Source organism: Suipraeoptans intestinalis, from assembly GCF_009696485.1.
Taxonomy (GTDB): Bacteria; Bacillota; Clostridia; order Lachnospirales; family Lachnospiraceae; genus Suipraeoptans; species Suipraeoptans intestinalis.
On record NZ_VULY01000018.1, the window covers coordinates 1,926,241 to 1,949,215 of the forward strand.

19 protein-coding genes and 1 riboswitch are annotated in these 22,975 nt (G+C 50.5%); of the genes, 11 read left to right on the forward strand and 8 right to left on the reverse strand.

All coding sequences use genetic code 11. The annotated features are described in order from the left end of the window. The first annotated feature begins 5 nt into the window (after nt 1-5). From pth to FYJ34_RS09685, 7 genes are all read left to right on the forward strand, one after another. Entirely contained in the window at nt 6-593 is a 588-nt protein-coding gene (pth, locus tag FYJ34_RS09655; RefSeq protein WP_154478216.1) for an aminoacyl-tRNA hydrolase, read from the forward strand. Beyond that, nucleotides 590-3,922 carry a transcription-repair coupling factor gene (gene mfd / locus FYJ34_RS09660; protein WP_154478218.1) on the forward strand — a complete coding sequence of 1,111 codons (3,333 nt, stop codon included), beginning with the start codon at nt 590-592 and terminating at the stop codon, nt 3,920-3,922. Before pth ends, mfd begins: the two co-directional genes overlap by 4 nt. Nucleotides 3,923-4,003: 81 nt before the next feature. Continuing rightward, nucleotides 4,004-5,053 (forward strand): peptidyl-prolyl cis-trans isomerase, encoded by a 1,050-nt coding sequence (locus tag FYJ34_RS09665; RefSeq protein ID WP_154478220.1) that lies wholly within the window; start codon nt 4,004-4,006, stop codon nt 5,051-5,053. Between the two features lie 12 nt (nt 5,054-5,065). After that, nucleotides 5,066-6,043: a LacI family DNA-binding transcriptional regulator gene (locus tag FYJ34_RS09670; protein ID WP_154478222.1), complete on the forward strand. Its 978-nt coding sequence runs from the start codon at nt 5,066-5,068 to the stop codon at nt 6,041-6,043. Nucleotides 6,044-6,424: 381 nt separating this feature from the next. Continuing rightward, nucleotides 6,425-8,395: a PTS sucrose transporter subunit IIABC gene (locus FYJ34_RS09675; RefSeq protein ID WP_330582577.1), complete on the forward strand. Its 1,971-nt coding sequence runs from the start codon at nt 6,425-6,427 to the stop codon at nt 8,393-8,395. Further along, entirely contained in the window at nt 8,367-9,743 is a 1,377-nt protein-coding gene (locus FYJ34_RS09680) for a glycoside hydrolase family 32 protein (RefSeq protein WP_154478224.1), read from the forward strand. Before FYJ34_RS09675 ends, FYJ34_RS09680 begins: the two co-directional genes overlap by 29 nt. A 245-nt stretch (nt 9,744-9,988) precedes the next feature. After that, nucleotides 9,989-11,785, forward strand: a complete 1,797-nt coding sequence (locus tag FYJ34_RS09685) for a glycerophosphodiester phosphodiesterase family protein (RefSeq protein ID WP_154478226.1) — start codon at nt 9,989-9,991, stop codon at nt 11,783-11,785. Nucleotides 11,786-12,104: 319 nt separating this feature from the next. Here FYJ34_RS09685 and FYJ34_RS09690 read toward each other — a convergent pair whose 3' ends face one another. The 6 genes from FYJ34_RS09690 to FYJ34_RS09710 all read right to left on the reverse strand — a co-directional run bounded on the left by FYJ34_RS09690 (nt 12,105) and on the right by FYJ34_RS09710 (nt 16,258). Next, nucleotides 12,105-12,551, reverse strand: a complete 447-nt coding sequence (locus tag FYJ34_RS09690; RefSeq protein WP_154478227.1) for a GatB/YqeY domain-containing protein — start codon at nt 12,549-12,551, stop codon at nt 12,105-12,107. A 149-nt stretch (nt 12,552-12,700) separates the two neighbouring features. Next, the gene (locus tag FYJ34_RS13205; protein WP_235899433.1) at nt 12,701-13,492 is read right to left on the reverse strand and encodes a sirohydrochlorin cobaltochelatase; all 792 of its coding nucleotides are present in this window, start codon (nt 13,490-13,492) and stop codon (nt 12,701-12,703) included. Between the two features lie 12 nt (nt 13,493-13,504). Next, nucleotides 13,505-14,353, reverse strand: coding sequence for an energy-coupling factor ABC transporter ATP-binding protein (locus FYJ34_RS13210; protein ID WP_235899434.1), 849 nt, complete (start codon nt 14,351-14,353; stop codon nt 13,505-13,507). Next, nucleotides 14,350-15,132 carry a cobalt ECF transporter T component CbiQ gene (cbiQ, locus tag FYJ34_RS09700; protein WP_154478229.1) on the reverse strand — a complete coding sequence of 261 codons (783 nt, stop codon included), beginning with the start codon at nt 15,130-15,132 and terminating at the stop codon, nt 14,350-14,352. The genes FYJ34_RS13210 and cbiQ overlap by 4 nt, the downstream gene beginning before the upstream one ends. Nucleotides 15,133-15,174: 42 nt before the next feature. Then, on the reverse strand, nt 15,175-15,507 hold the full coding sequence (locus FYJ34_RS09705) for an energy-coupling factor ABC transporter substrate-binding protein (RefSeq protein WP_154478231.1): 333 nt from the start codon (nt 15,505-15,507) through the stop codon (nt 15,175-15,177). Nucleotides 15,508-15,511: 4 nt separating this feature from the next. Next, a complete protein-coding gene (locus tag FYJ34_RS09710; protein ID WP_154478233.1) occupies nt 15,512-16,258 on the reverse strand; it encodes an energy-coupling factor ABC transporter permease in 747 nt (248 codons plus the stop codon). An 83-nt stretch (nt 16,259-16,341) separates the two neighbouring features. Beyond that, nucleotides 16,342-16,522, reverse strand: a riboswitch (cobalamin riboswitch). Nucleotides 16,523-16,689: 167 nt separating this feature from the next. Here FYJ34_RS09710 and FYJ34_RS09715 point away from each other — a divergent pair. The 4 genes from FYJ34_RS09715 to hemB all read left to right on the forward strand — a co-directional run bounded on the left by FYJ34_RS09715 (nt 16,690) and on the right by hemB (nt 20,701). Next, complete coding sequence (locus tag FYJ34_RS09715) at nt 16,690-17,160, forward strand: precorrin-2 dehydrogenase/sirohydrochlorin ferrochelatase family protein (RefSeq protein WP_154478235.1); 471 nt, start codon at nt 16,690-16,692, stop codon at nt 17,158-17,160. Then, nucleotides 17,157-18,041: a hydroxymethylbilane synthase gene (gene hemC, locus FYJ34_RS09720; protein ID WP_154478237.1), complete on the forward strand. Its 885-nt coding sequence runs from the start codon at nt 17,157-17,159 to the stop codon at nt 18,039-18,041. Before FYJ34_RS09715 ends, hemC begins: the two co-directional genes overlap by 4 nt. Nucleotides 18,042-18,177: 136 nt before the next feature. Next, nucleotides 18,178-19,758: a uroporphyrinogen-III C-methyltransferase gene (gene cobA, locus FYJ34_RS09725; RefSeq protein WP_154478238.1), complete on the forward strand. Its 1,581-nt coding sequence runs from the start codon at nt 18,178-18,180 to the stop codon at nt 19,756-19,758. After that, nucleotides 19,724-20,701 carry a porphobilinogen synthase gene (gene hemB, locus FYJ34_RS09730; protein WP_154478240.1) on the forward strand — a complete coding sequence of 326 codons (978 nt, stop codon included), beginning with the start codon at nt 19,724-19,726 and terminating at the stop codon, nt 20,699-20,701. The genes cobA and hemB overlap by 35 nt, the downstream gene beginning before the upstream one ends. Before the next feature lie 24 nt (nt 20,702-20,725). On the opposite strand, the gene aroA is transcribed toward hemB, so the two are convergent. Together aroA and FYJ34_RS09740 are read right to left on the reverse strand one after the other, a co-directional pair. Continuing rightward, entirely contained in the window at nt 20,726-22,039 is a 1,314-nt protein-coding gene (gene aroA / locus FYJ34_RS09735) for a 3-phosphoshikimate 1-carboxyvinyltransferase (protein WP_154478242.1), read from the reverse strand. A 31-nt stretch (nt 22,040-22,070) separates the two neighbouring features. After that, nucleotides 22,071-22,775 (reverse strand): FadR/GntR family transcriptional regulator, encoded by a 705-nt coding sequence (locus tag FYJ34_RS09740; protein WP_154478244.1) that lies wholly within the window; start codon nt 22,773-22,775, stop codon nt 22,071-22,073. Nucleotides 22,776-22,975 lie beyond the last annotated feature (200 nt).

Sequence of the window (22,975 nt, forward strand, 5' to 3'; positions counted from 1 at the left end):
GATAGATGTGGATCATTGCAGGATTGGGAAATCCGGGAGAAAAATACGACGGAACGCGTCATAATGCAGGGTTTGAGGTGATAGAAAAACTGGCGGAGGCACATCAGATTTCCGTGGCGGAAAGAGAAGGCAGGGCTTTTGTAGGAAAGGGCCGGATCGCAGGGCAGAGGGTTCTGCTGGTAAAACCGCAGACCTTCATGAACCTGAGCGGGGAAAGCATCCGAAAACTCAAAGATTACTATAAGGTGGAAGAAGATCAGGTGTTGATCATCTACGACGATGTCAGTCTGGAACCGGGAAAGATCCGGATCCGGAAAAAAGGAAGTGCAGGCGGTCATAACGGGATCAAAAGCATCATTGCACATCTTGGCACGCAGACCTTCCCCCGGGTAAAGGTGGGGGTGGGGAAAAAGCCGCCGGCCTATGATCTGGCAGACTATGTGTTGGGAAGGTTTTCCCGACAGGAAAAAGAGAAAATGTGTGAGGGATATGAAGCAGCGGCGGCAGCGACAGAAAAGATCGTAGCAGGAGAGATGGAGTCGGCTATGAATCTGTTCAACAGAAAAGGAAAAGCAGAAGAGGTATCCGAATGAAAGCGTTGACGGAACCTTTGGCAGAACTGACACAGCTGGAGGAAGTCTGGCAGCAGACAAAAAAGAAGCCGGGAATGCTGTATGTTTCCGGTTGTGTCCGGTCACAGAAAACACATATGATGTATAAAATGGGCGATGGCTTTCTCTATAAAGTCATCGCTTGTTCCGGTGAGGACAGAGCAAAAGAGATCTATGAAGAATACCGGTCGCTGGACAGGGAGGTCTATCTGTATCCGGCAAAGGATTTTCTGTTTCACCATGCAGATGTCAGAAGCAAAGAACTGACCAGGGAAAGGATGGAGGTTCTGCAAAAATTAGGGAACAGGGAGGGCATGACGGTGATCCTGACCTTTGACGGGTTTATGGACGGCCTGGCTCCCCTGGAAGAGATGAAGCAGCAGGTGATCCGGATCAGAGAAGGGGAAAGCCTCCTTTTGGAAGAGGTAGAAACCAGACTGTCAGGGCTTGGCTATGAACGTGCCGCCCAGGTGGATACGCTGGGACAGTTTGCGATCCGGGGAGGGATCCTGGATGTATTTCCTCTGACTATGGCAGACCCCGTCCGGATAGAGCTGTGGGGGGACGAGGTGGATTGCATCCGTACCTTTGATACGGAAAGCCAGCGTTCTCTGGAACGTTTGAAGGAAGCCGAGATCGGATCTGCCACGGAAACACCGGATAAAGACTATAAAAAAGTTTCTTTTTTACAATATTTTTCTCCGGAAGAAACCTGTTTGTTTCTGGATGATCCCATCCGCCTGTTGGAAAAAGGAGAACTGATCCAGCAGGAGTTTTTGGAAGCTGCAAAAAGGCGGAAAGAAGCAGGAGTCGAGATGGAAGAAGAGCTGCTGCTATATGGAGCAAACGAAGTGGTCCGGCAGATGAACCGGTTTTCCATGGTGGGCTTTGCGGCGTTGGAGAGACGGTGCAAGGGCTTTCACAGAAAAGAAAGCTGCAGTCTCCAAGCTGTGGGAGTTACGTCCTACAACGGAAGCTTTGACGCCCTTACCAGAGACCTGAAAAGATGGAAGCGGGAAGGATACAGAAGTATCCTCTTTTCCGTATCCAGGACCAGGGCGAAGCGTCTGGCAGAGGATCTGAGGGATTATCAGATCAACAGCTTTTATACAGAGGATATCGAAAGAAACGTAAATCCGGGAGAACTGATGGTTACCTGCGGGTATGTGGCGTCCGGTTATGAATATCCCAAGATCCGTCTTGCCGTGGTGACGGAGTCGGATATCTTTGGGAAGAAGCAAAAGCGCAAGCAAAAGAAACAGGAGGGAAAGCCCCGGTTAAACTTTTTGGATCTGCACGTGGGGGATTATGTGGTTCATGAAAATCATGGGCTTGGGATCTACCGGGGGATCGAAAAGATAGAGGTGGAAAAAATTTCCAGGGACTACTTGAAGATTGCCTACGCGCAGGGCGGCAACCTCTATATTCCTGTGACGCAGCTGGATCTGCTTCAGAAATATGCCGGTGCGGACGCCAAGACGCCGAAGCTGAATACACTGGGAACGAGGGAATGGGAAAAGACGAAGACCAGGGTAAAGGGGGCGGTGGCTGAGATCGCAAAAGAACTGGTGCAGCTGTACGCACAGAGGCAGCAGGAGGAAGGCTTCGTTTACGGGGAGGACACTGTCTGGCAAAAAGAGTTTGAAGAATTGTTTCCCTATGAGGAAACTCAGGATCAGCTGGCGGCCATTCAGGCAGTGAAAGAAGATATGCAAAGCAGGAAGATCATGGACCGGTTGATCTGCGGCGACGTGGGGTACGGAAAGACGGAGATCGCCATTCGGGCAGCCTTTAAAGCCGTACAGGAAAATCGGCAGGTGGTCTACCTGGTGCCTACCACCATCCTGGCGCAGCAGCATTATAACAACTTTGTCCAGCGGATGAAAAATTTTCCGGTAAGGGTGGATCTGATGTGCCGGTTCAGAACCCCTGCCCAGCAGAAAAAGACAGCGGAAGACGTGAAAAAAGGCCTGGTAGACATTGTAGTGGGAACCCACCGGGTACTGAGCGACGATATGACGTTTAAAAATCTGGGTCTGATGATCGTGGATGAAGAACAGAGATTTGGAGTACGGCACAAGGAAAAGATCAAACAGATGAAGAAAAATGTGGATGTCCTGACACTGACGGCCACCCCCATTCCCAGAACCCTTCACATGAGCCTGATCGGGATCCGGGATATGAGCGTGCTGGAAGAGGCCCCGGGAGAACGTCTGCCCATCCAGACCTATGTGATGGAATACAACGAAGAGTTGATTCGGGAGGCAGTGGAGAGAGAGTGCCAGAGAAACGGGCAGGTCTATTATGTATATAACCGGATCGAACAGATCGCATCTGTGGCTGCCAGGATCCAGAAGCTGGCGCCGGACGTTCGTGTGGCTTACGCCCACGGAAGGATGCCGGAGCATAAGCTGGAAAAGATCATGTACAGCTTCGTCAACCGGGAAATCGATGTTCTGGTATCTACCACCATTATCGAGACAGGACTAGACATCCCCAACGTAAATACCATGATCATCCACGACGCCGATCAGCTGGGGCTTTCTCAGCTTTACCAGCTGCGGGGAAGGGTAGGAAGGTCCAGCCGCATGGCGTATGCCTTTCTTCTGTACCGGAGAGACAAGCTGCTAAAAGAGGTGGCGGAGAAACGCCTGGCAGCCATCCGGGAATTTACGCAGCTGGGAGCCGGGTTCAAGATCGCCATGCGGGATCTGGAGATCCGTGGAGCAGGCAACCTTTTGGGAGCTGCCCAGCATGGTCATATGGAGGCGGTGGGATACGATCTGTATTGTAAGATGCTGAACCTGGCAGTGCAGGAGCAAAAGGGAACGGGAGAGGCAGAGACGTTCCAGGTAACGCTGGATGTGGCCGTAGACGCCTATATTCCGGATACCTATGTAGAGGATACAGGGCAGAAGCTGGAGCTTTATAAAAGGATCGCATCCATTGAGAATACAGAAGAAAAAGAGGAAATGATCGATGAGCTGGCAGACCGCTACGGCGATCTTCCCAAAAAGGTGGAAACGCTCCTGGAGGTGGCAGTTTTAAAGGGGATGGCAAAGGAGGTCTATGTAACCGCCATTGAACAAAAGGGAGATGCCTACCACTTTCTCCTGTATCAGAAGGCGCGGTTTCAGGTGGAGAAAATACCGGGATTTTTGGAAACCTTCCGGGGAGATCTGCAGTTTAAGACAGATGGGAAGGGAAGCCGTCTGATCTATCGAAGAAGGAACCGGGCGGCAGAAGAAGAGCAGCCGGTAGAACTATTGAAAAAAGTGTTAAATGAGATGAAAGGATTGCTTGAAGCTTAGAAAAAAGCTATACTGATACCATACTGTTTTTACGGGCAGAACAGACCCGGCAGGGATCAAATAACATCAGGGGGAAAACCAATGAAAAGAAAAATCGGGGGCATCCTTCTGGCAGGAGCGTTATTTTGCGCTTCCCTGACAGGATGCGGCATGAAAGAAAACGAAGTGGTAGTAACGGTCAACGACACTAAGGTGACGGCGGATGTGGCAAATTTTTATGTCAGATATGTCCAGGCACAGTACGAGGCTTATTATGGCGCTTATCTGGGAGATCAGCTTTGGACTACCAAGGCAGAAAAGGGAAAGACCTACGAAGAAACGGTAAAGGCTTCCGTACTGAAAGAGCTGGAAACGATGGTACTTTTGGAGGAGCATGCAAAAGAATACGGCGTGGAGCTGACCGATGCGGAAAAACAGGTGATCAAAGCGCAGGCAAAAAAATTTGACAAGGCAAACGGAGCCAAAGAAAAAAAGAAGGTATCCGGCAGCAAGAAGACGGTGGAGAGGGTGCTGACGATGCTGGCTCTGCAAAACAAGATGGCAGAGGCGATCCAGAAAGAGGCGGATACCAACGTATCCGATGAGGAAGCGGCACAGAAAAAAATGGAATATGTAAAGTTTTCCTACCAGACCACCGATGGCTCCGGAAAAGTAAAAAATCTGTCGGAGGAAGAAAAGCAGACTGTCAAGAAATCGGCGGAAGCCTTTGCGGCAGGGATCCCGCAGGATACGACGGATTTTGATCTGCAGGCATACGCGGCGGAAAACGGATATGAAACGGTGCCGCTGACATTTGACAAGACGGGAGAACAGCCGGCCAAAGAAGTGGTAGAGGCGGCAGATCAGCTTCCGGAGGGAGGAATCACTTCTCTGATAGAAACAGAAGGAGGCCTTTATGTGGCAAAGGTCACCAGCCTGTTTGACCAGGAGGCGACCAATACGAAAAAGGGAGCCATTGTAGAAGAAAGAAAAAACGAACTTTATCAATCTAAAATCGAAGAGTGGACAAAGGCTGCCAAGATCAAAGAAAACAAAAAGGTATGGAAGAAGATCAAGCTAAGCAAGATGAGCGTAAAGATGAAGACGGAAGGACAGAAGGATTCGCAGACAACAGAATCCCAGGAGAAATAGACGGTAGATCATATGAACATCAATGAGATTGCAAAATTGGCAGGAGTGTCCAGGGCGACGGTATCCAGATATCTCAATCAGGGATACATCAGCGAGGAAAAGCGAGAGAGGGTGCAAAAGGTGATCCGGGAAACCGGGTATACTCCCTCTTCCCACGCCCAGGTACTGCGTACCAAGAAAACAAAGCTGGTGGGGGTGATCATTCCGAAGATCAATTCAGACAGTATCGCAAGAATGGTTTCCGGTATCAGCAGAACCCTTTCGGAAAAGGGCTATCGGCTGCTGTTGGCAGTGACGGAAAATGATGAAAAAAAAGAACTGAATTATCTGCAGGTATTTCAGGAAAATCAGGTGGACGGGATCATTCTTTTGGGAACCATCTTCACCGGAGCGCATAAGAAGCTGATGAAAGCATCCAAGGTACCGGTGGTGGTACTGGCGCAGAAACTGTCTTCTCATAGCTGCGTCTATCAGGATGAGGAAGGTGCGGCGCACGACCTCACCGCCCTGGGAATCCGGCAGGGCGGTAGACAATGGGGCTATATCGGAGTGGATATCCAGGATGAGGCAGTAGGGACCCGGAGAAAAAAGGGGTTTTTAGAGGCGCTGAAGGAGGCGGGGCTTGTCTGCGGGGACAGACTGCAGAAGACGGGACCGTTTCGGATGGAAACCGGTTATGAGGGAGCAAGAGACATCCTGAAAGCAGGACAGGTGGACGCATTGTTTTGCGCTACGGATACCATAGCGGTAGGGGCTATGAAGTATCTGAAAGAGGCGGGAAAGCGTATCCCGCAGGACGTCAGGGTGGTAGGATTCGGGTATTCAGAAATCAGCCGGCTGCTTACTCCCAGACTTACGACGGTAGAATTTCACTACGAAGAAAGCGGAAGCCGGGCGGCAGAACTCCTGATAGAGGCGATAGAGGAGGAAATGCCGAAGATCGTCCAAAAGAAGATGGGGTATCGTATCATTCAGGCGGAAACCACCTGATCCTTTCCGAGCAGGGATGAAAAGGCAACAGCAGACTTTGGCGGAGAAGGAAACAGAAACAGAGAGAAAAGAAAAAAGAAAGAAACAGCACAGACAAGGGTGCTGACAGAAACGGCGGTGTAATCTCAGGAAAGGAGACGGCACCGTCGTTTGCTTTGCAGCATCCGATGGGATGGAGAGATCCGGCAGTTTGAAACGGAAACAGGAAGGAGGGGGAACGACAGAACAGAAAGAGAAAGGACGGATTGTTTTGGAAAAAATACACAAAAAAGAAAGGAAGAAATTGGCACTATTGCGGATTTACAAACGACGGGAAACTCCGTATGATAAAGACAAATGTGAAATCGTTCTCACATATAGGCGTTCATAGGAGCAAACGATGTGATTCGGAAGGGAAAGGGTGGAAGAAGTATGGATTATAAGAAGACGGCACAGCAGGTGTACAAGCTGATCGGAGGGAAGGAGAATCTGGTTTCAGGCGCACATTGTGCCACGAGGCTGCGGCTTGTCATCGTGGACAATGACAAGTGTGACAAGGATGCCATAGAAAATCTGGAAGGAGTTAAGGGTGTTTTCTTTGCATCCGGGCAACTGCAGGTGATCTTTGGAACGGGAGTAGTCAATAAGGTATATGCAGAATTTGCCCAACTGGCGGATCTGGGAGAAGTGACCAAGGAAGAGGTCAAGAAGGCGGCGGCCAAAAATCAGAATCCTCTGCAGAGAGCCGTCAAGGCATTGGGAGATATTTTCGTTCCCATCATTCCGGCTATTGTGGCCAGCGGACTTTTGATGGGACTGCTGGAAGGGCTGGCAAAGGTATTTCCGGCCATGACAGAGTCCGGAACCTATACCATCATCCATCTGTTCAGCAATGCGGCGTTTGTATTTCTGCCGATCCTGATCGCTGTCAGCGCAGCCAGAGCCTTTGGAGGAAATATCTATCTGGGAGCCGTTATCGGGATGATCATGATCCATCCGGATCTGATGAACGCTTGGGTAGCTGTTTCGGAAAAAACCCTTCCCTCTGCAGAGGCCTGGTTCGGACTGTATGACATCCATCTGGTAGGATACCAGGGACATGTGATCCCGGTGGTGATCGCCGTATGGTTCATGTGCTTTTTGGAAAAGAGGCTGCATAAGATCGTTCCGGAAATGTTTGATCTCTTTGTAACCCCGCTGGTAACGGTTCTGGTAACAGGATACTGCACCCTGACGATTTTCGGACCGGTGTTTTCTGTACTGGAAAACGGAGTGCTTTCTGCGATCCAACAGTTGATCACATTGCCCTACGGGATCGGAGGACTGATCTGCGGAGCCGTTTATGCCATTACGGTAGTGGCAGGCGTGCACCATATGTATAATGCGCTGGAAGCGGGACTTCTTAGCGCAACGGGATTTAATATCTGGATGCCCATCGCTACGGCAGCGAATGTGGCGCAGGGAGGAGCCGCCCTGGCTTTGGCATTAAAGACGAAAAATAAAAAGACAAAAGCAATGGCGCTTCCGGCATCTCTGTCTGCCTTTTTGGGGATTACGGAGCCGGCGATCTTTGGAGTCAATCTCCGGTTTATGAAACCATTTGTTGCAGGCTGTATCGGAGGAGGCGTAGGCGCTCTGTTTGCATCCATGATGCGTGTAAAAGCCACTTCTTATGGGATCACCGGAATTTTCGGAGTACTGATCACCACAGACTTTCTGGTGGCGTATCTGCTGACGATGCTGATCGCAGCAGGTGTATCCTTCCTCCTTTCCTGGTTCCTCTATAAAGAAGTGCCGGAAGGACAGGAAAGCGGCAAGGAAAACACAAAAGAAACGAAAGAGGAACCGGAAACACAGAAAGCAGGAATAGAAGAAGCAGAGGCAGTGGAGGAAGAGAACGCAGGATTGCCGGAGACAGATACGGCGGAAATCCTGGGAAGTCCTTTGAAGGGACAGGCGATTCCCTTGAGCGAAGTGCCGGATGAAACGTTTGCCTCCGGTGTACTGGGACAGGGAGCAGCGGTGATCCCCACGGAAGGAAAGGTGGTGGCGCCCTGTGACGGAGAGGTTGCAACCGTATTTGACACCAGACACGCCATCGGACTTGTCAGCGATAAGGGAGCAGAGATCCTGATTCATGTGGGGATCAACACAGTGGATCTGAAAGGAGAACCTTTTACCGCACATGTAAAGGATGGGGATCGAATCAAAAGAGGGGATCTTCTTCTGGAATTTGATATGGATGCCATCAGGGAAAAGGGACTGTCTCTGGCAACGCCGGTCATTCTTACCAATGGGGACAGCTACGGACAGATCTGCCTGAAAAAGGAAGGAACCATAGAGTATGGAGAAGATTTTATCGAAGGAAGATAACTGGAGACTGGGATTTCATCTGATGCCTCCCGTAGGCTGGATGAATGACCCCAACGGGCTTTGCTGGTATCAGGGAGAGTACCATGTGTTTTTTCAGTACTGTCCGGAAAGTGCAAACAATGGGCTTAGCAGATGGGGACATTATGTCAGCCGGGATCTTTTGAACTGGCAGTTTCTGGGAATCGGGGTAGAGGCGGATACGCCCTGGGAAACGGATGGGGCGTATTCCGGCTGTGCCTTTGTGGAGCAGGATGTGATGCATTTGTTTTATACGGGAAACGTAAAGCAGCCGGGAGATTTTGATTACATCCTGAGAGGACGTGAAGCAAACACCATTCACGCTGTTTCCAGGGACGGCCGCAGCGTTGAGGGAAAAGAGTGCGTTATGCGTAATGCGGACTACGGAAACAGGTACAGCTGCCATGTAAGAGATCCTAAGGTCTGGAAGGAAGCGGATACTTACTATATGGTACAGGGAGGACGGACCAAAGAAGGGACGGGAGAGGTGCTATTATTTTCTTCCAAGGACCTGAAACGGTGGGAACGGATCCATATCCTGACAGATCCCTCTCTCTCCGGTTATATGTGGGAATGTCCGGATCTGTTTTTTCTGGAAGGATCCACCTTTCTTTCCGTATCGCCTCAGGGCTTGCAGCAGGAGGAGTTCCGGTTCCAGAATGTATATCAGTCCGGCGTATTTTCAGTAGAAGGCGACTACAGGAAGGAAAGCCGTCTGAAAAATTTCCGGGAATGGGATATGGGATTTGATTTTTATGCACCGCAGACCTTTGAAGATGGAAGCGGCCGCAGGATCCTGTTGGGCTGGATGGGACTGCCGGATATTCCCTACACCAACCCTACGGTAGACAGAGGCTGGCAGCATGGGCTGACGATGGCAAGAGAACTTCGGATCACAAAGGGAGAACTGACCCAGACACCGGTAAAGGAGTATGAAAATCTCCGCCTGCAGGAAGAAGCCATGGAATCCGGAGAAGAAAAAAAAGTTACGCTGGCGGAAATCCTGTATGAAAACCCCGACAGTGAGGGATTTCAAGTCAGCATAGAAGAGGAACTGCAGCTTTCCTTTGAAAAAGAAACCGGAATCTTTGCCATGAAATTTACAGGAGATCTGGGACGGGGAAGGACTGTCAGGAAAACGAAGATCAAATCGTGTACCCATGTAGATATCTGGGTAGACACGTCGGCAGTGGAAGTATACCTGAACCATGGAGAGCAGGTCCTGACCACAAGGTATTATGCCGATTCTTCGGTCGTTACGGTAAAAGGAAGCTACCGGAATGGAAGGATGAAGCTGTGGCGTCTGAGGGCAATGGAGGTGTCCTTTTAGGCGGAAAGGCAATTTCTTCAGGAAAAAGAAACGTTTAAAAAATTGGAAAGAGGATAGAGGCAAACTGGAAACTCCCCCGTTTATGAGGGAGTTTTCTGTTTTCGGGAAATGAGAGATATGGAGAAGGAGAACACGGGAAGACATGGTAGGAGATATAGTGGCATAGTGGGAGAGAGAAAAAAAGGTTAAAAAAATTGTGGGAATGTGATACAATCAAAAGCAAAAAGTATTTGAGAGGTTGAAACATGTGGTGGAAAAAGAAACAGAATAACAAGGTAACGCTTCTGGCATATCGGGAAGGGATATGGGAACTTCTGATTTACCAGTTTGTTACGAAGCTTCTGCTGGCTGTATGCGTATGGGGAATGAAACAGCTGGCAGGGCTTTTGTTGTGGCGGGCAGGAAGGCCGGCCATTACCAGCGGGGACATTCCTTATCTGTTCCGAAGCTGGGAAGGATGGACGCTGGCGGCGATAGGGATCGTGGTGCTGATCTTGTATATTTCCTTTGAAATACACATTATGATCTTAATGAGCGACAATATCCTGAACCAGCGAAAGAAGAAGTTTTTGGGAATGGCGTGGGAGGCCCTTTCAAAGCTGCGGTATTACCTGCATCCCATGGGAGTGTTGGTGATCCTGTACGTGTCGTTTCTGGGACCGCTTGTGGGGAGTAAGCTGGGGATTTCTCTCACCAGTACCTTTAAGATCCCGGATTTTATCCTGTCATTCATTTTGAGCAAGATGTGGTTGAAACTACTTTACTACGGTCTTTTGGCGGTGTTGTTTTGCGCAGGGATCCTGTACATCTTCACCTTCCATTTTATGGTGCTGGGGAACCGGAGGGTAACGCTTGCGATGAAAGAATCCAGAAGATTTGTCCTAAAAGAAAAGGGGAAATTACTGAAAGCCGCAGGGAAGCTTATCGTGTCAGGAACTTTATGGCTGGGAGCAGGCTTTGTAATCGTGTTTTTGATCCTTTTGGAGGTGGCAGGATCTGAGCAGATGGAGCTTTTTTGGCGCAGATTTGTTATGATCGAATCTGTTGCCGGACTGGGGGCGGTACTGGCTTTAGCCGGCATTCTATTTCCGATCGTGTTTTTCCTGACGATGACAATGCTGTACCAGGAGCATGTAAGTCCCGAAATAGCCTTTCAGGTACCGGAAAAAAAGAAAAAAAGGAAATGGATCCTGATTCCGATAGTAGTCGGAGCGGCGGGGATAACGGCCATGAGCGTTTTGTCAGCAGTATTTTTTGATGAATTTTTTCCGAAGAGCAGCACGGTAGAGCTGATCGGACACAGGGGCGCAGGGACCTATAGCAGTGAAAATACGGTGGAATCTATTGAGGCAGCCGCACAGTTGAAGCTGTTTGCCACGGAGATCGACGTGCAGCGGACAAAGGACGGACAGTATATTTTAAATCATGACAATGACTTTATGCGGCTGTGTCAGGATGACAGGACGCCGCAGGAAATGACCTTGGAAGAGATTAAGGAACTGCGGATCAGGAATACGGGCAAAGGGAAGAATAAGGAGCCGCAGGAAGTGGCCACGCTGGAAGAGGTACTGGACGCTGCCAAGGGAAAGATCCGCCTGTATATCGAGCTAAAGGGGAAGACGGCAGATAAAAGGATGGCGGAAGAGGTGTACCAGCTGGTAAAAGAGAAGGAGATGCTTTCCCAGTGTACCTTTATTTGCCTGAATTATCCACTGATAAACTATCTGGAATCCAGACATCCGGATGCAGACACCGGTTACCTATGCTTCTATTCCTTTGGAGATCTGGAAGAAATGAACTGTGACCGGCTTCTTCTGGAGATGGAGACGGCTACGGAATCCAATGTGGAAAAGATCCATGAGGCAGGAAAAAAAGTAGATGTGTGGACCATCAATTCAGGAGAAAAGCTGCAGCAGTACCTTCTTCGCAGCGTGGACGGCATCATTACCGATGAAGTAAAAGAGGGAGTGAACACCCGCAAATTTTTAAACGAGAGAGAGGATCTGGGAAGAGTTCTGGGGATGCTGGCAGAGTGGTTCTGATAGAGTGCAGCATCGGATAATAGGGGACGTTTTTTTGCAGATGCTGCAAAAAAAGCCGCCATTTCAGGGGGCTGCCTGGATATCAAAAGAAACCCTTAGCGGAAAAAGAGGAAAGAAGATAAAAGAGAAAAGAAGATAAAGAGGAAAGACGATACCATAGAGTGACAGACAGGATACGCCCACTGCTTCTCCGAAAAAGAGAAGCAGCGGGCGTATTGTATGCCGATCAGAAATTTTTTGCGTGTCAGAAATCTGTAGAAAAAGTTCCGGAGGATCTGGCAAAGAATCATTTCCGGATATTATGCCACGTTTCCGGATATTATGCCAGAAAGGAAGCCAGAACTTCATTGACCAGTTTCCCGTCTGCCTTTCCCTTTACCCGGGGCATCAAAGACTTCATGATCATCCCCTTTTGCTTGGCAGTGGGAGCGGAAAGATCAAGCTCTGTCAAAACGGCGGTGATCTCTGCCTGGATCTCCTCCACATCCATCATTTTGGGGGCATATTCATTTAACACAGCCAGTCTGTTGGTGCATTCCTCCAGGATGGCCGTTCTGTCCGGCGGGGTCAGTTCCAGTGTTTCCTTGGTCTGCTTGATCTCCTTCAGGATCACTTGTACTTCCTCTTCGGGAGTCAGATCCCCTCTTTTGTCGATGGCTTTATTTTTCAGGGCGGACAAAAGAAGTGATAAAGTTTCTTTTGTTTCCTTGTCCCCGGCTTTCATGGCGCGGATCATGTCTTGACGTACTTCTTCGATTTTGCTCATAATTCTTACTCCTTTTTTAAAGATTGGCGCTGCATATCTATAGTATCTTATTGAAGCAGACGACTGTCAACGGATATTTTCAAAAAGCAATATTTCCATTGCTGTCGAGACTGCCGTACTTTCTGTAAAAGTATTGCGTGGAAAAAAGCTTATGCATTTTCAGGAAGGATCTCCCGTAAGTGTGCCAGGAACAGATTCTGTACCGGAAACAATTCGCCCAGTCCCGTAAGATGGCAGGTCACGTCAAAGCCTTCCGTCTGCAGGATGGATTTCCAGGAATCAGGATCGTCGGAGGCCATATCATTTGTGGCGTGATCGCCGGCCACCACCATAAGAGGAAACAGATGGATATGGGTGGTGCTGGAAGCCTTTAGCCGCGGAAGGATGTGGGCAAGCTTTGGATAGGCCTCCACAGTTCCCACATAAATCCCGTCAAATCCTTTCTCCTCCAGAATGAAATTCAAGGCAGCGTAGGCAGCATTGGAAAAATGTACGCTTCCGTGGCCCATGAATACGAGAGCTTCATGAGGGGCCAGAGTAGGAAAGGTATGCTTCAGGATGACTGCCATCTCCTCCAGGTCGCCCTGGGAGGTCAGAAGAGGAGCGCCAAAAGAAATAGACGAAAAAACGGAAGCAAACATAAGAGCATCCTCTTTCATCTGATCGTTTTCAACCCCGTTTAAAATATGGGTGGGCTGAATATATACATGAGAGATCCCATCCTGGCGCATCTGTTCCATGGCTTCTGTCACAGAAGGAATATGTTCGCCCGTCGTATGAAGGAGCTTCTGTCGGATCATGTGGCTGGTCCACGCACGATACAGCGGAAAATGAGGGAAGGTTTTCTGGATCTTCTCTTCGATCGCCTGGATCGTCCGTTTTCTGGTGTCAGGATAGCTGGTTCCAAAGCTGACAACTAAAATGGCTGAAGTATGATTCATAGTGATCTCCTTTCAAATTTGGCCAGAGTGCTGCAGATAACAGGTGATGTCTTCAAAGGTCCTGGGCATAGGGAGCGCAGGAGAAAGAAGACCGGTTTCGCAGAGGCGGAAGAAAAGAGACAGCACAGACGGCTGTGTTAAAGAGGTCTGTTTCAGCAATGCCCTGTTGGAAAACACAGAGGCAGGGCTTCCCTTTTCCAGGATTCTCCCCGCGTGAAACAAAAGGATCTCGTCCGCCCAGTGATAGGCATAGTCTACGTCATGGGTGGCCATTAGGATGGTAACTCCCTGATCGGCTATCCCTTGTATAATATCACGGATCAGTCCGGTATGTAAGGGGTCTAAAGCAGAAGCCGGTTCATCCAGGATAAGGAGCCGGGGCTCCATCACCAGAATATCGGCGATGGCCACCAGCTTTTTCTGCCCGCCGCTGAGGGCGTGGACCGGCTTGTCTGCAAAAGAAGAAAGGCCGAGACGCTCCATGATCTCCTCTGTTTTTTTTCTTACCACTTCAGGAGCCTCGCCCAGATTCAGGGGACCAAAAGCAATTTCCTGAAAAACGCTGGAGGAAAATAGCTGGGTATCCGGATCCTGAAAAACGATTCCGGTCTGTCTGCGCAACTGGAGAAGCCCTTTTTTTGAGTAGTCGAAAGGGCGGCCGTCGAACAGGAGGCGTCCCTTCTGAGGCCTTCGGATCCCGTTGCAGCAGAGAAAGAACGTGGATTTTCCGGAACCATTGGAACCCATACAGGCGATTTTTTTGCCCTTCGGGATCTTCAGGGAGAGATCGTTTAAAGCAAAGGCAGATTCTCCCTCGTAAGAAAAAAACAGATGATCAGCTTCTAACAGTAGATTGCTCATGATAACCTCCCTGACCGGATCAAAACGGTCCAGATTAATAATATGATTTCAAAGATCCCCAGCAGGATCCAGTCCTTCTTTCGGTGGTGGATCAAAGGGGGAAGCAGCGTAAGAGAACCGCTGTAGCCACGGGATTCCATGGCGTCAAAATTGCCGGAGGATTTCCGGATGGACAAAACAAAAAGACTGCCGAGCAGTTTGACAAAAGAGTTTCTGGACAGCCGAAGCGTGCGGTTTCCCAGGCGGGACTGCTGGGCAATGGAAATGGTGGAAGCCAGGGAAAGCAGAATAAAGATGTAGCGATAAGTTAAAAACATCAGATCCAGAAGAAAGGAAGGAATATGAAACGTCCTCAGTACGTGAAGAAGGTCGGGGATGGGAGTGGTGAGGGAAAGGAAGTAGAGGCAGGAGGTACAGGAAAGAGCGGTAAAAAACAGTCGGAGCGCCATCTGGATCTGACTGTCCCGGATGACCAGATAGATACTTCCCAGAGGGATGGAAAAACGTCCGGAAGGCACAGAGGACAGATCCAAAAGGACGGCCAGGACCCCTGTCAGAAGGAATACCAGAGGAAGAGAAAGAAGGCGCAGATAAAGAAAGGGGGAAAGTCCCCCTTTCAAAACAGTCATGCTTCCCATAACAAACAAGAGGATCACGGCCATGATAACAGACCGGTTTCCGATACAGAAACACAGTGAAGTCATGGCAAAGAGAAACTTGATGTAGGGATTGGCGTGACGTAAACGGGATTGATAACAAAGCTTGTCAATGAGAATCATATCGGTCCCTGCCTTTTTGCCGAAATTGAATTGCCGGGCAGTTTATCCGGCGTCGTTGGAAGTCCTGTCGGTTTCTTTCAGTTTTTTCCTTTCATAGAATCGTCCCAAAAGAAAGGCGATGATCCCGACGCCGATCCCTGTCTGTGTACAAAAGAGGAGACTTTCGATCTCTCCGGAAAGTTCGCCCCCCATAAAAACTTCAATGGGAGAGGTAAACCAGGGCGTATAGTCTTTGTTAATGGTTTCCACAACCGTACCGCCCTGGTCGTCGGAGCCGCCAAACTCTGCATTTTTTACGAGACAGAGAGGAAGAAGGGCGATCAGGACAGAAGAAAGAAGCAATGCCAGTACGATTTTTTTGGTATGTTTTTTCATTCTCTTACACCTCCGTTTGATAACCTACAGCCGCCAGTTCCGGTTTGGCGAAGGATTCCAGGCAAAGCAGGAGAGCCGCCGTCAACAGACCTTCCACAAATGCAATGGGAACCTGAGTGGGGGCAAATACTCCCAGAAACTTTACGGCAGAAGCCAAAACCCCGCCGGTGGGAGAAGGATGTGCCAGAGCCAGTTGAAGGCTGGTCACACAGTAGGTGAAAAGATCTCCCAAAAATGCGGCAAGGAAAGCGGCCAACGCTTTTTTCATCCCCAGCTTTGTGGAAAGCTTATAAAGGCCAAAGGTCAGAAGAGGACCTGCGATCCCCATGGAAAAGGTGTTGGCTCCCAGGGTAGTGACGCCGCCATGGGCAAGAAGCAACGCCTGAAAGATCAGGACGATCAGTCCCAGGACGCTGGTAATGGCAGGGCCAAACAGGATGGAGCCAAGCCCTGTCCCCGTCATGTGAGAACAGCTCCCTGTAACAGAAGGGATCTTTAAAGAAGACAAAACAAAGATAAAGGCGCCGGCCATGGCAAGGAGCGTGATGGAACGCGGGTGTTCCCGCAGACTCTTTTTGGTCTTCATAAGACCTGCAAGGAGAAAGGGCAGACAGAGCGCCCCCCAGGCAATGCAGTAGGTCAGTGGAAGATATCCCTCCATGATATGCATGGCGTTGGCAACCGGTGTGACGGAACAGCCAAAACTTAAGATGGCGATCCCGGCGATGCATTTTTTTTGTGTGTGGGTCATAAAGCTACTCCTCCTTTAGAATGATGTGGGAGCGATGGTGGTTGTTGCACGAAAAAAACACGGGATCATCGCTCGTAATCCTGTGCGAAGCGTTACAAAAGGCAGGTCTTCTGACTTGGGGATCCACATATGGCAGAGCCTTCCCAGATGTCTGGTGGCAAAAAACTGACATACTCCTCCGATACAGCGGCGTGACCGTGCGGGATTTACACCCGGCTTCCCTATTCTCCTGACTTTACAGGCACCTTTCGCATTTCATTCCATTTTATCATAGCCCAGAGTGAAATTTCTGTCAATCATCATTCCCGGAGAGAAGGGCGGATATGGAGACGGGTACTTTGGGGGGACGGCGGCAGAAAAGAAGAAAGGCTTGCATTTAGAAAAGGGTATGCTATCATAGAAAACGAAGAAAAAAGAGAGAGGAACCGAATATGAAACAACCATATTTTCCCGTTTTTTTAGATCTCTCCCGGAAGGAGATCCTGGTGGCAGGCGGAGGGCAGGTAGCAGAAAGAAGAGTCAGGTCTCTTCTTTTATTTACGGACAGAATCTGCCTGGTGGCACCGGAAGCGACAAAGGATCTGGAAAAGTGGGCCGCTGAGGGACGGATCGTCTGGAAAAAAAGAAAGATCCGGGCAAAGGATCTGGAGGGAAAGGATCTGGTGCTGGCGGCGACAGACGAGGCAGACTGTAACGAACAGATCGTGAAAGATTGCCGGGAGAAAGGAATTTTGGTGAACACATCGCATAAGAAAGAATTATGCGACTTTTTGTTTCCGGCCCTTGCCTGGAATGAAAAGGTGGTGGCGGGAATTTCCTCCGGTGGAGAAGATTGTCACGCTACCGTGGAGGCAAGAAAACATATACAGAAATTACTGGGGAAAGACGGGACATCCATATGAAGAGACAAATTGTGATCGGCAGCAGAGGAAGCAGGCTGGCGCTTGCTCAGACAGCGCAGGTGGCGTCTTATATTGAAGCGGCGGATCCGGAGATCATAGTAGAAATAAAAAAGATAGAGACGACAGGAGACAAAAGACTGGACGTCACCCTGGACAAGATCGGAGGAAAAGGGCTGTTTGTCAAAGAGCTGGACAAAGCTTTGATGGAAGGAGAGATCCATCTGGCCGTACACAGTCTGAAAGATATGCCCATGGAGGAATCAGATGAGATCCCGGTGGTAGCCTACTCCAAAAGAGAGGATCCAAGGGACGTGCTGGTACTGCCCAGAGGAAAGCAGGAAGGAAAATACGGGGGGCGGATCGGCTGCTCTTCTTTCCGGAGAAGACTTCAGGCAGAGAGATTGTTTCCGGGAGCGGACTTTGTTCCGGTTCGCGGAAACATCCTGACACGGCTGGAAAAGCTGGACAGAGGAGAATTTGATGCTCTGATTCTGGCGGCTGCCGGCTTGAAACGGGCAGGTCTTTCCCACCGGATCTCCAGATATTTTTCCGTGGAAGAGATCCTGCCGGCGGCAGGGCAAGGGATTCTGGCAGTCCAGGGAAGAAAAGGACAGGACGTTTCGTTTCTGGCAGGCTATGGACGGCCGGCGTCTGAGGCGGCGGCTTTGGCAGAGAGAGCCTTTGTCAGGCGGCTGGACGGAGGATGCACTTCACCGGTGGCAGCCTATGCGGAAACGGTGGAAGGCAGACTTCATTTGAAAGGACTGTTTTATAACGGGACCGGATCCTATTTTATTGGAGAAAAGACAGGTCGCATGGAGCAGGCAGAGGAGCTGGGCATTTTGCTGGCAGAGGAAATGGAGAGAAAATATACCCGTTGAAACAAACACTCTGGCGGAAAAACAAACAAACCGGAGGAGCGGACGACAGGAAGGGAGTTCCGGAAAGGAAGCCGGGGAGGAAACACCGGAAAACGGGAAACAAAGAAGGACGGAAAAGGGAAAGCAAGGGGAAAAGATGGCGGAGAAACAGGGAAAAGTATGGCTGGTGGGAGCCGGCCCCGGAGCAGTGGGACTGCTGACATTAAAAGGAAAAGAACTGCTGGAAGAGGCGGATGTGATCGTATATGACCAGTTGGTGGGAAAGGAAGTTCTGTCTGTGATCGACACGAAGAAGGAGATGATCTTCGTGGGAAAGGAATCCGGCCACCATGCCGTTCCCCAAAAGGAGATCCAACAGATTCTCGTTCAGGCTGCCAGAGAAGGGAAACGGGTCGTCCGGCTGAAAGGGGGAGATCCCTTTTTGTTTGGCCGGGGAGGAGAAGAAGCCAGACAGCTGCGGGAAGAAGGGATCCCCTTTGAGGTGGTGCCGGGAGTCACCTCTTCCCTGGCTGTTCCTGCTTACAATGGGATTCCGGTGACGCACAGGGACTATGCGTCCTCCTTGCAGATCATTACGGGACATAAGAAGCAGGGAGAAAAGGATCCCCTGGCTTATCAGGAGATCGTAAAAGCAGGAGGTACCCTGGTGTTTCTCATGGGAGTTACAGCTCTTCCGAAACTGATGGAAGGCTTGATACGGGGCGGCCTGCCAAAAGAAACCGGGGCGGCTGTTCTGCAGGAAGGAACGACGGCCCGGCAAAAAAAGGTTCTTGCTACGATAGGCACTCTGGCAGAGGAGGCGGCTCGGGAGGGCATCCGACCACCGGCTCTGATCGTAGTGGGGGAGGTCTGTCGGCTTTCAGAGGAACTGGACTGGTATGAAAAGTTGCCTCTTTCCCATACCCGGATCCTTTTGACCAGACCGCGGGAGACGATCCGGGAGACGGCGCGGAAACTGCGGCAGCGGGGGGCGGAAGTGCTGGAAGTACCGGCGATCTGCGTTTCTCCCGCAAGAGAGAGTGAAGAACTGAAAGAAGTGGGCCGCTCTCTGGAACGCTGGACCTGGATCGTGCTGACCAGCCAGATCGGAGTCCGGATGTTTTGGGAGCAGATGAAAGTGTGGAAGAAAGATATCCGGAGTCTGGCAGGAGCCAGATTTGCAGTGATCGGACCGGGAACCAGAAGGGAACTGGAAGAACGGGGGATCTATGCGGACTTTATGCCGGAAGTTTATACGATAGAGCAGTTGGCAAACGGATTAAAGGACAGGATCCGCCGGGAGGACAGGATCCTGATTCCCAGAGCCGGGAGAGGGAATCCTGTATTGCCGCAGACCTTGAAAGAGGTGTGCAAAGACGTAAGAGACGTTGCACTGTACGACACCGAGTGCCAAAGGCCGCCCAGGATCTCCTTGTGGAAAGAGCTGAAAGAGGAAGATACCTATGTGATGTTTACCAGCAGCTTCGGAGTGGCCTGCTTTGTGGAACAGCTGGAGAGGGAAAGGGCAGAAACAGGCAGGAAAGAGCAGGAGACGGACGGCAGACGGTACGACCATATCCGTGCCCTCTGTATTGGAGAAGAGACGGCAAAAAAGGCGCGGGAGTACCGGATGCAGTGTTATGTGGCAGAGGAGGCGACCGTAGACGGATTGCTGGAATTGACGGAAAGGATCAGACAGAAGAATGGAAAAACGACCGAGAAGATTAAGAAGCAATGAGATCATAAGAAGGATGGTCAGGGAAACCAGGGTGGATAAGGCCTCTTTGATCTATCCGATGTTTGTAAAGGAAGGGGAGGGGATAGAAGAACAGATCCCGTCCCTGGAAGGACAATACCGATACAGCGTGGACAGACTGGCTTATGGGCTGGAGGAGGTGGAGCGGGCAGGCGTTTCTTCCGTTATGCTGTTTGGGATTCCGGGGCAGAAGGACGCTTGTGGGAGCGGCGCCTATGCGGACGATGGGATCATTCAGAAAGCGTTAAGAGAAGGGAAAAAACGATTTCCCGGTCTATATTTCATTACAGATGTCTGCCTGTGCGAGTACACATCCCATGGGCACTGCGGTATGCTGCAGGGCGATGGGGTAGACAATGACAGCACCCTGAAAGTATTGGAAAAAGTGGCTCTGTCCCATGCAGAGGCGGGAGCGGACATGGTAGCGCCATCGGACATGATGGACGGGCGTGTCAGAAGTATCCGGGGAGCTTTGGACAGACAGGGATTTACGGAAATCCCTATTATGTCCTATGCGGTGAAATATGCGTCCGGTTTTTATGCTCCCTTCCGGGAGGCGGCAGGCTCGGCGCCCGCCTTCGGAGACAGGAGAGGGTATCAGATGGATTATCATAATCTGCGGGAGGGCTTGAAGGAGGCTCTTTTGGACGAGGAGGAAGGGGCGGATATCCTGATGGTAAAACCGGCCATGACTTATTTGGACGTACTGACCAGAGTAAAAGAGGCCACCCACCTTCCGGTGGCGGCCTACAGCGTCAGCGGAGAATATGCCATGGTAAAGGCGGCGGCCAGACAGGGGTGGATCGATGAGGAAAAGATCCTGTGCGAAATGGCAGTAGCGGTATTTCGGGCGGGAGCCTCCAGCTATCTTACCTATGGAGCCAAAGAGCTGGCCAGGTGGATGGACGAAGGCAGACTGGGTTAAAAAGACAAAAGAAAGCAACAAAGCTTACAGATCCTGTAACCGATCGATTTCCCGGAAGAAGCCGGGATAGGAAATGCTGCAGCATTCCCAGTCATCCAAAGTGGAGGGGGTTGCGGCGGCAAGGGCGGCAATGGCAAAGGCCATGGCGATCCGATGATCTTTGTAGGAGGAAAAAGCGGCGCCGGATGGGTGCTGCTTTCCGTGGATACAGATCTCTTCTTCCGTAAAGGACACCGAAACTCCCATAGCACGCAGGTTGGAAACGATGGAAAGGATCCGGTTGGACTCCTTAAACCGAAGTTCTCCGATCCCCCGAAGGACGGTTTCTCCCCGGGCAAAAGCGGCGAGAACGGCAAGCATGGGAAGCTCGTCAATGAGAGAGGGAATCTCTTCCGGAGAAACTACCGTTCCCTTCAGGAGAGAATGACGGATCAGAAGATCGGCGCAGGGCTCCCCCAGGAAGGTCTGCGTCCGGGAAAAGGTCAGATCGCCCCCCATCCGCCGGCAGACGGTGAGAAATCCGGTACGTGTGGGATTGATTCCCACTCGGGGAAGGAAAAGGCGGGAACCGGGCAGCAGCAGGGCGGCGCCGATCCAGTAGGCGGCAGAAGAAATATCTCCGGGAACGGGAACGTCCCGGCCAAGCAAAGGAACAGAAGGAACAAGCGTGGTGATCAGACCGCCCTTGGGTCTTTTTTTTGTGGAAATATTTCCGCCAAAAGCAGACAGCATCCGTTCCGTATGGTCTCTTGCAGGAATAGACTCGCAGATGGAGGTTTTTCCCTTTGCGTAGAGCCCTGCCAGTAAAACGGCAGACTTCACCTGCGCAGAGGCAACCGGAAGCGTATAACGGATCCCTGTCAGGACAGAGGGGCGGATGGAAAGGGGCGCTTTGCCGCTGCCATCCAAAGAGGAGATCTCTGCGCCCATCCGGCGTAGCGGGAGCAGGATCCTGTCCATGGGACGGCGTTTTAAAGAGGAGTCTCCGGTGATCCGGGAAGGAAAAGCCTGCCCGGAAAGAATGCCGGATAAAAGCCGTAAAGTGGTACCGCTGTTGCCGGCATCTAGTATAGAAGCAGGCGCAGCAAGACCGTCCGGGCCTTTCCCCTGGATTGTCAGATGCGGGTCGCTTCCGGGGGAAAGGCGAATGTCAATGCCAAGCTGTTTCAGGCAGTTTAAGGTGGAAAGACAGTCTTTTCCCCTGGAAAAGGAGAAGATCCGGGTAGTTCCGGAGGAGATCGCCCCCAGCAGAAGGGCGCGGTGGGTAATGGATTTGTCGCCGGGAACGACCACAGAGCCTTTCAGGCGGGAAGCAGGCAGAATGGTTTTGAGCTGCATAGGATACCTCCAAATGATTGTGCGATGGTTTTTAATAATAGATCCGGCTGTTGCCGTGTATCACGTCCTGGGTGCAAAGAAGGAGCCACGCGTTGGCGCCTTCGATATCCTTGCGTTCAATATACTCATACAAGGTAATGCTGACGGCATAAAGCTTTTGAATTCCGTGAAGATCACAGAAGCGTTCCCAGAGGGAGAGAATAGAAGAGTAGAAGGAACGGAAGATTAAAGGCAAAAGGGAATTGCCGGAAGCAATGGCCAGTTCATGCTGAAATTCAAAGGCGGCCAAAGCAGCGGCAGAGCCGGTGGGGGCGCTTCCGATGGCTTCGGCTTTTTCTTTCAAAATAGAAAGGTCATAGTCAGGGTTGTCCTGGATCAGGCAGGAAATAGCCAGACGATCCAGGGAATCTCTGACCTGCAGGATGGAACGGATCTCTCCCTCTCGCAGACGACCTCTGTTGTAGTGCATAATAGCCTTTAAGGTTTCCAGGGTTCCCTTTCTCCGGTAGTCGGCAACGAAGGTGCCGATCCGGGGACGCACCTCTAAAAATCCCATCCGCTCCAGTTCTATGATCCCGGAGTTGACTACAGAGCGGCTGATCCCCATCTGCTGGGAGATGGTGCGCTCCGGCGGAAGAGGATCTCCCACCCGGATCTCGCCGGACAGGATCATGGTCTGTATGTGTTCAATAAAAATTTCTTTCAGGGTGGGCGATACGATTTTTTTAAATTCCATCTACATCCTCCAAATACTGGCTTGTGGTTCAACCAAAAATATACAGTATGAATTCATTATAGGACAGTTATTACAAAAACACAATAGAAAGATAGAAAAAACACCTAAAAATAGACAAAAAATCTTGACAATAGTTTAACGAAAAGGTATGATTTTTGTAATAAAAAAGATGGACTTCTGGTTGAATCAGAAAATACACG

Excerpts from the sequence above, each read along its gene's own strand:
- aroA (WP_154478242.1), bottom strand. The coding sequence starts at position 22,039 with ATGCAGCTCAAAACCATTCTGCCTGCTTCCCGCCTGAAAGGCTCTGTG.
- FYJ34_RS09665 (WP_154478220.1), top strand. The coding sequence starts at position 4,004 with ATGAAAAGAAAAATCGGGGGCATCCTTCTGGCAGGAGCGTTATTTTGC.
- FYJ34_RS09705 (WP_154478231.1), bottom strand. The coding sequence starts at position 15,507 with ATGAAAAAACATACCAAAAAAATCGTACTGGCATTGCTTCTTTCTTCT.
- hemC (WP_154478237.1), top strand. The coding sequence starts at position 17,157 with ATGAAGAGACAAATTGTGATCGGCAGCAGAGGAAGCAGGCTGGCGCTT.
- FYJ34_RS09680 (WP_154478224.1), top strand. The coding sequence starts at position 8,367 with ATGGAGAAGATTTTATCGAAGGAAGATAACTGGAGACTGGGATTTCAT.
- cbiQ (WP_154478229.1), bottom strand. The coding sequence starts at position 15,132 with ATGATTCTCATTGACAAGCTTTGTTATCAATCCCGTTTACGTCACGCC.
- mfd (WP_154478218.1), top strand. The coding sequence starts at position 590 with ATGAAAGCGTTGACGGAACCTTTGGCAGAACTGACACAGCTGGAGGAA.
- FYJ34_RS09670 (WP_154478222.1), top strand. The coding sequence starts at position 5,066 with ATGAACATCAATGAGATTGCAAAATTGGCAGGAGTGTCCAGGGCGACG.
- FYJ34_RS13205 (WP_235899433.1), bottom strand. The coding sequence starts at position 13,492 with ATGAATCATACTTCAGCCATTTTAGTTGTCAGCTTTGGAACCAGCTAT.
- FYJ34_RS09690 (WP_154478227.1), bottom strand. The coding sequence starts at position 12,551 with ATGAGCAAAATCGAAGAAGTACGTCAAGACATGATCCGCGCCATGAAA.
- FYJ34_RS13210 (WP_235899434.1), bottom strand. The coding sequence starts at position 14,353 with ATGAGCAATCTACTGTTAGAAGCTGATCATCTGTTTTTTTCTTACGAG.
- FYJ34_RS09740 (WP_154478244.1), bottom strand. The coding sequence starts at position 22,775 with ATGGAATTTAAAAAAATCGTATCGCCCACCCTGAAAGAAATTTTTATT.
- FYJ34_RS09715 (WP_154478235.1), top strand. The coding sequence starts at position 16,690 with ATGAAACAACCATATTTTCCCGTTTTTTTAGATCTCTCCCGGAAGGAG.
- cobA (WP_154478238.1), top strand. The coding sequence starts at position 18,178 with ATGGCGGAGAAACAGGGAAAAGTATGGCTGGTGGGAGCCGGCCCCGGA.
- pth (WP_154478216.1), top strand. The coding sequence starts at position 6 with ATGTGGATCATTGCAGGATTGGGAAATCCGGGAGAAAAATACGACGGA.
- hemB (WP_154478240.1), top strand. The coding sequence starts at position 19,724 with ATGGAAAAACGACCGAGAAGATTAAGAAGCAATGAGATCATAAGAAGG.
- FYJ34_RS09685 (WP_154478226.1), top strand. The coding sequence starts at position 9,989 with ATGTGGTGGAAAAAGAAACAGAATAACAAGGTAACGCTTCTGGCATAT.
- FYJ34_RS09710 (WP_154478233.1), bottom strand. The coding sequence starts at position 16,258 with ATGACCCACACACAAAAAAAATGCATCGCCGGGATCGCCATCTTAAGT.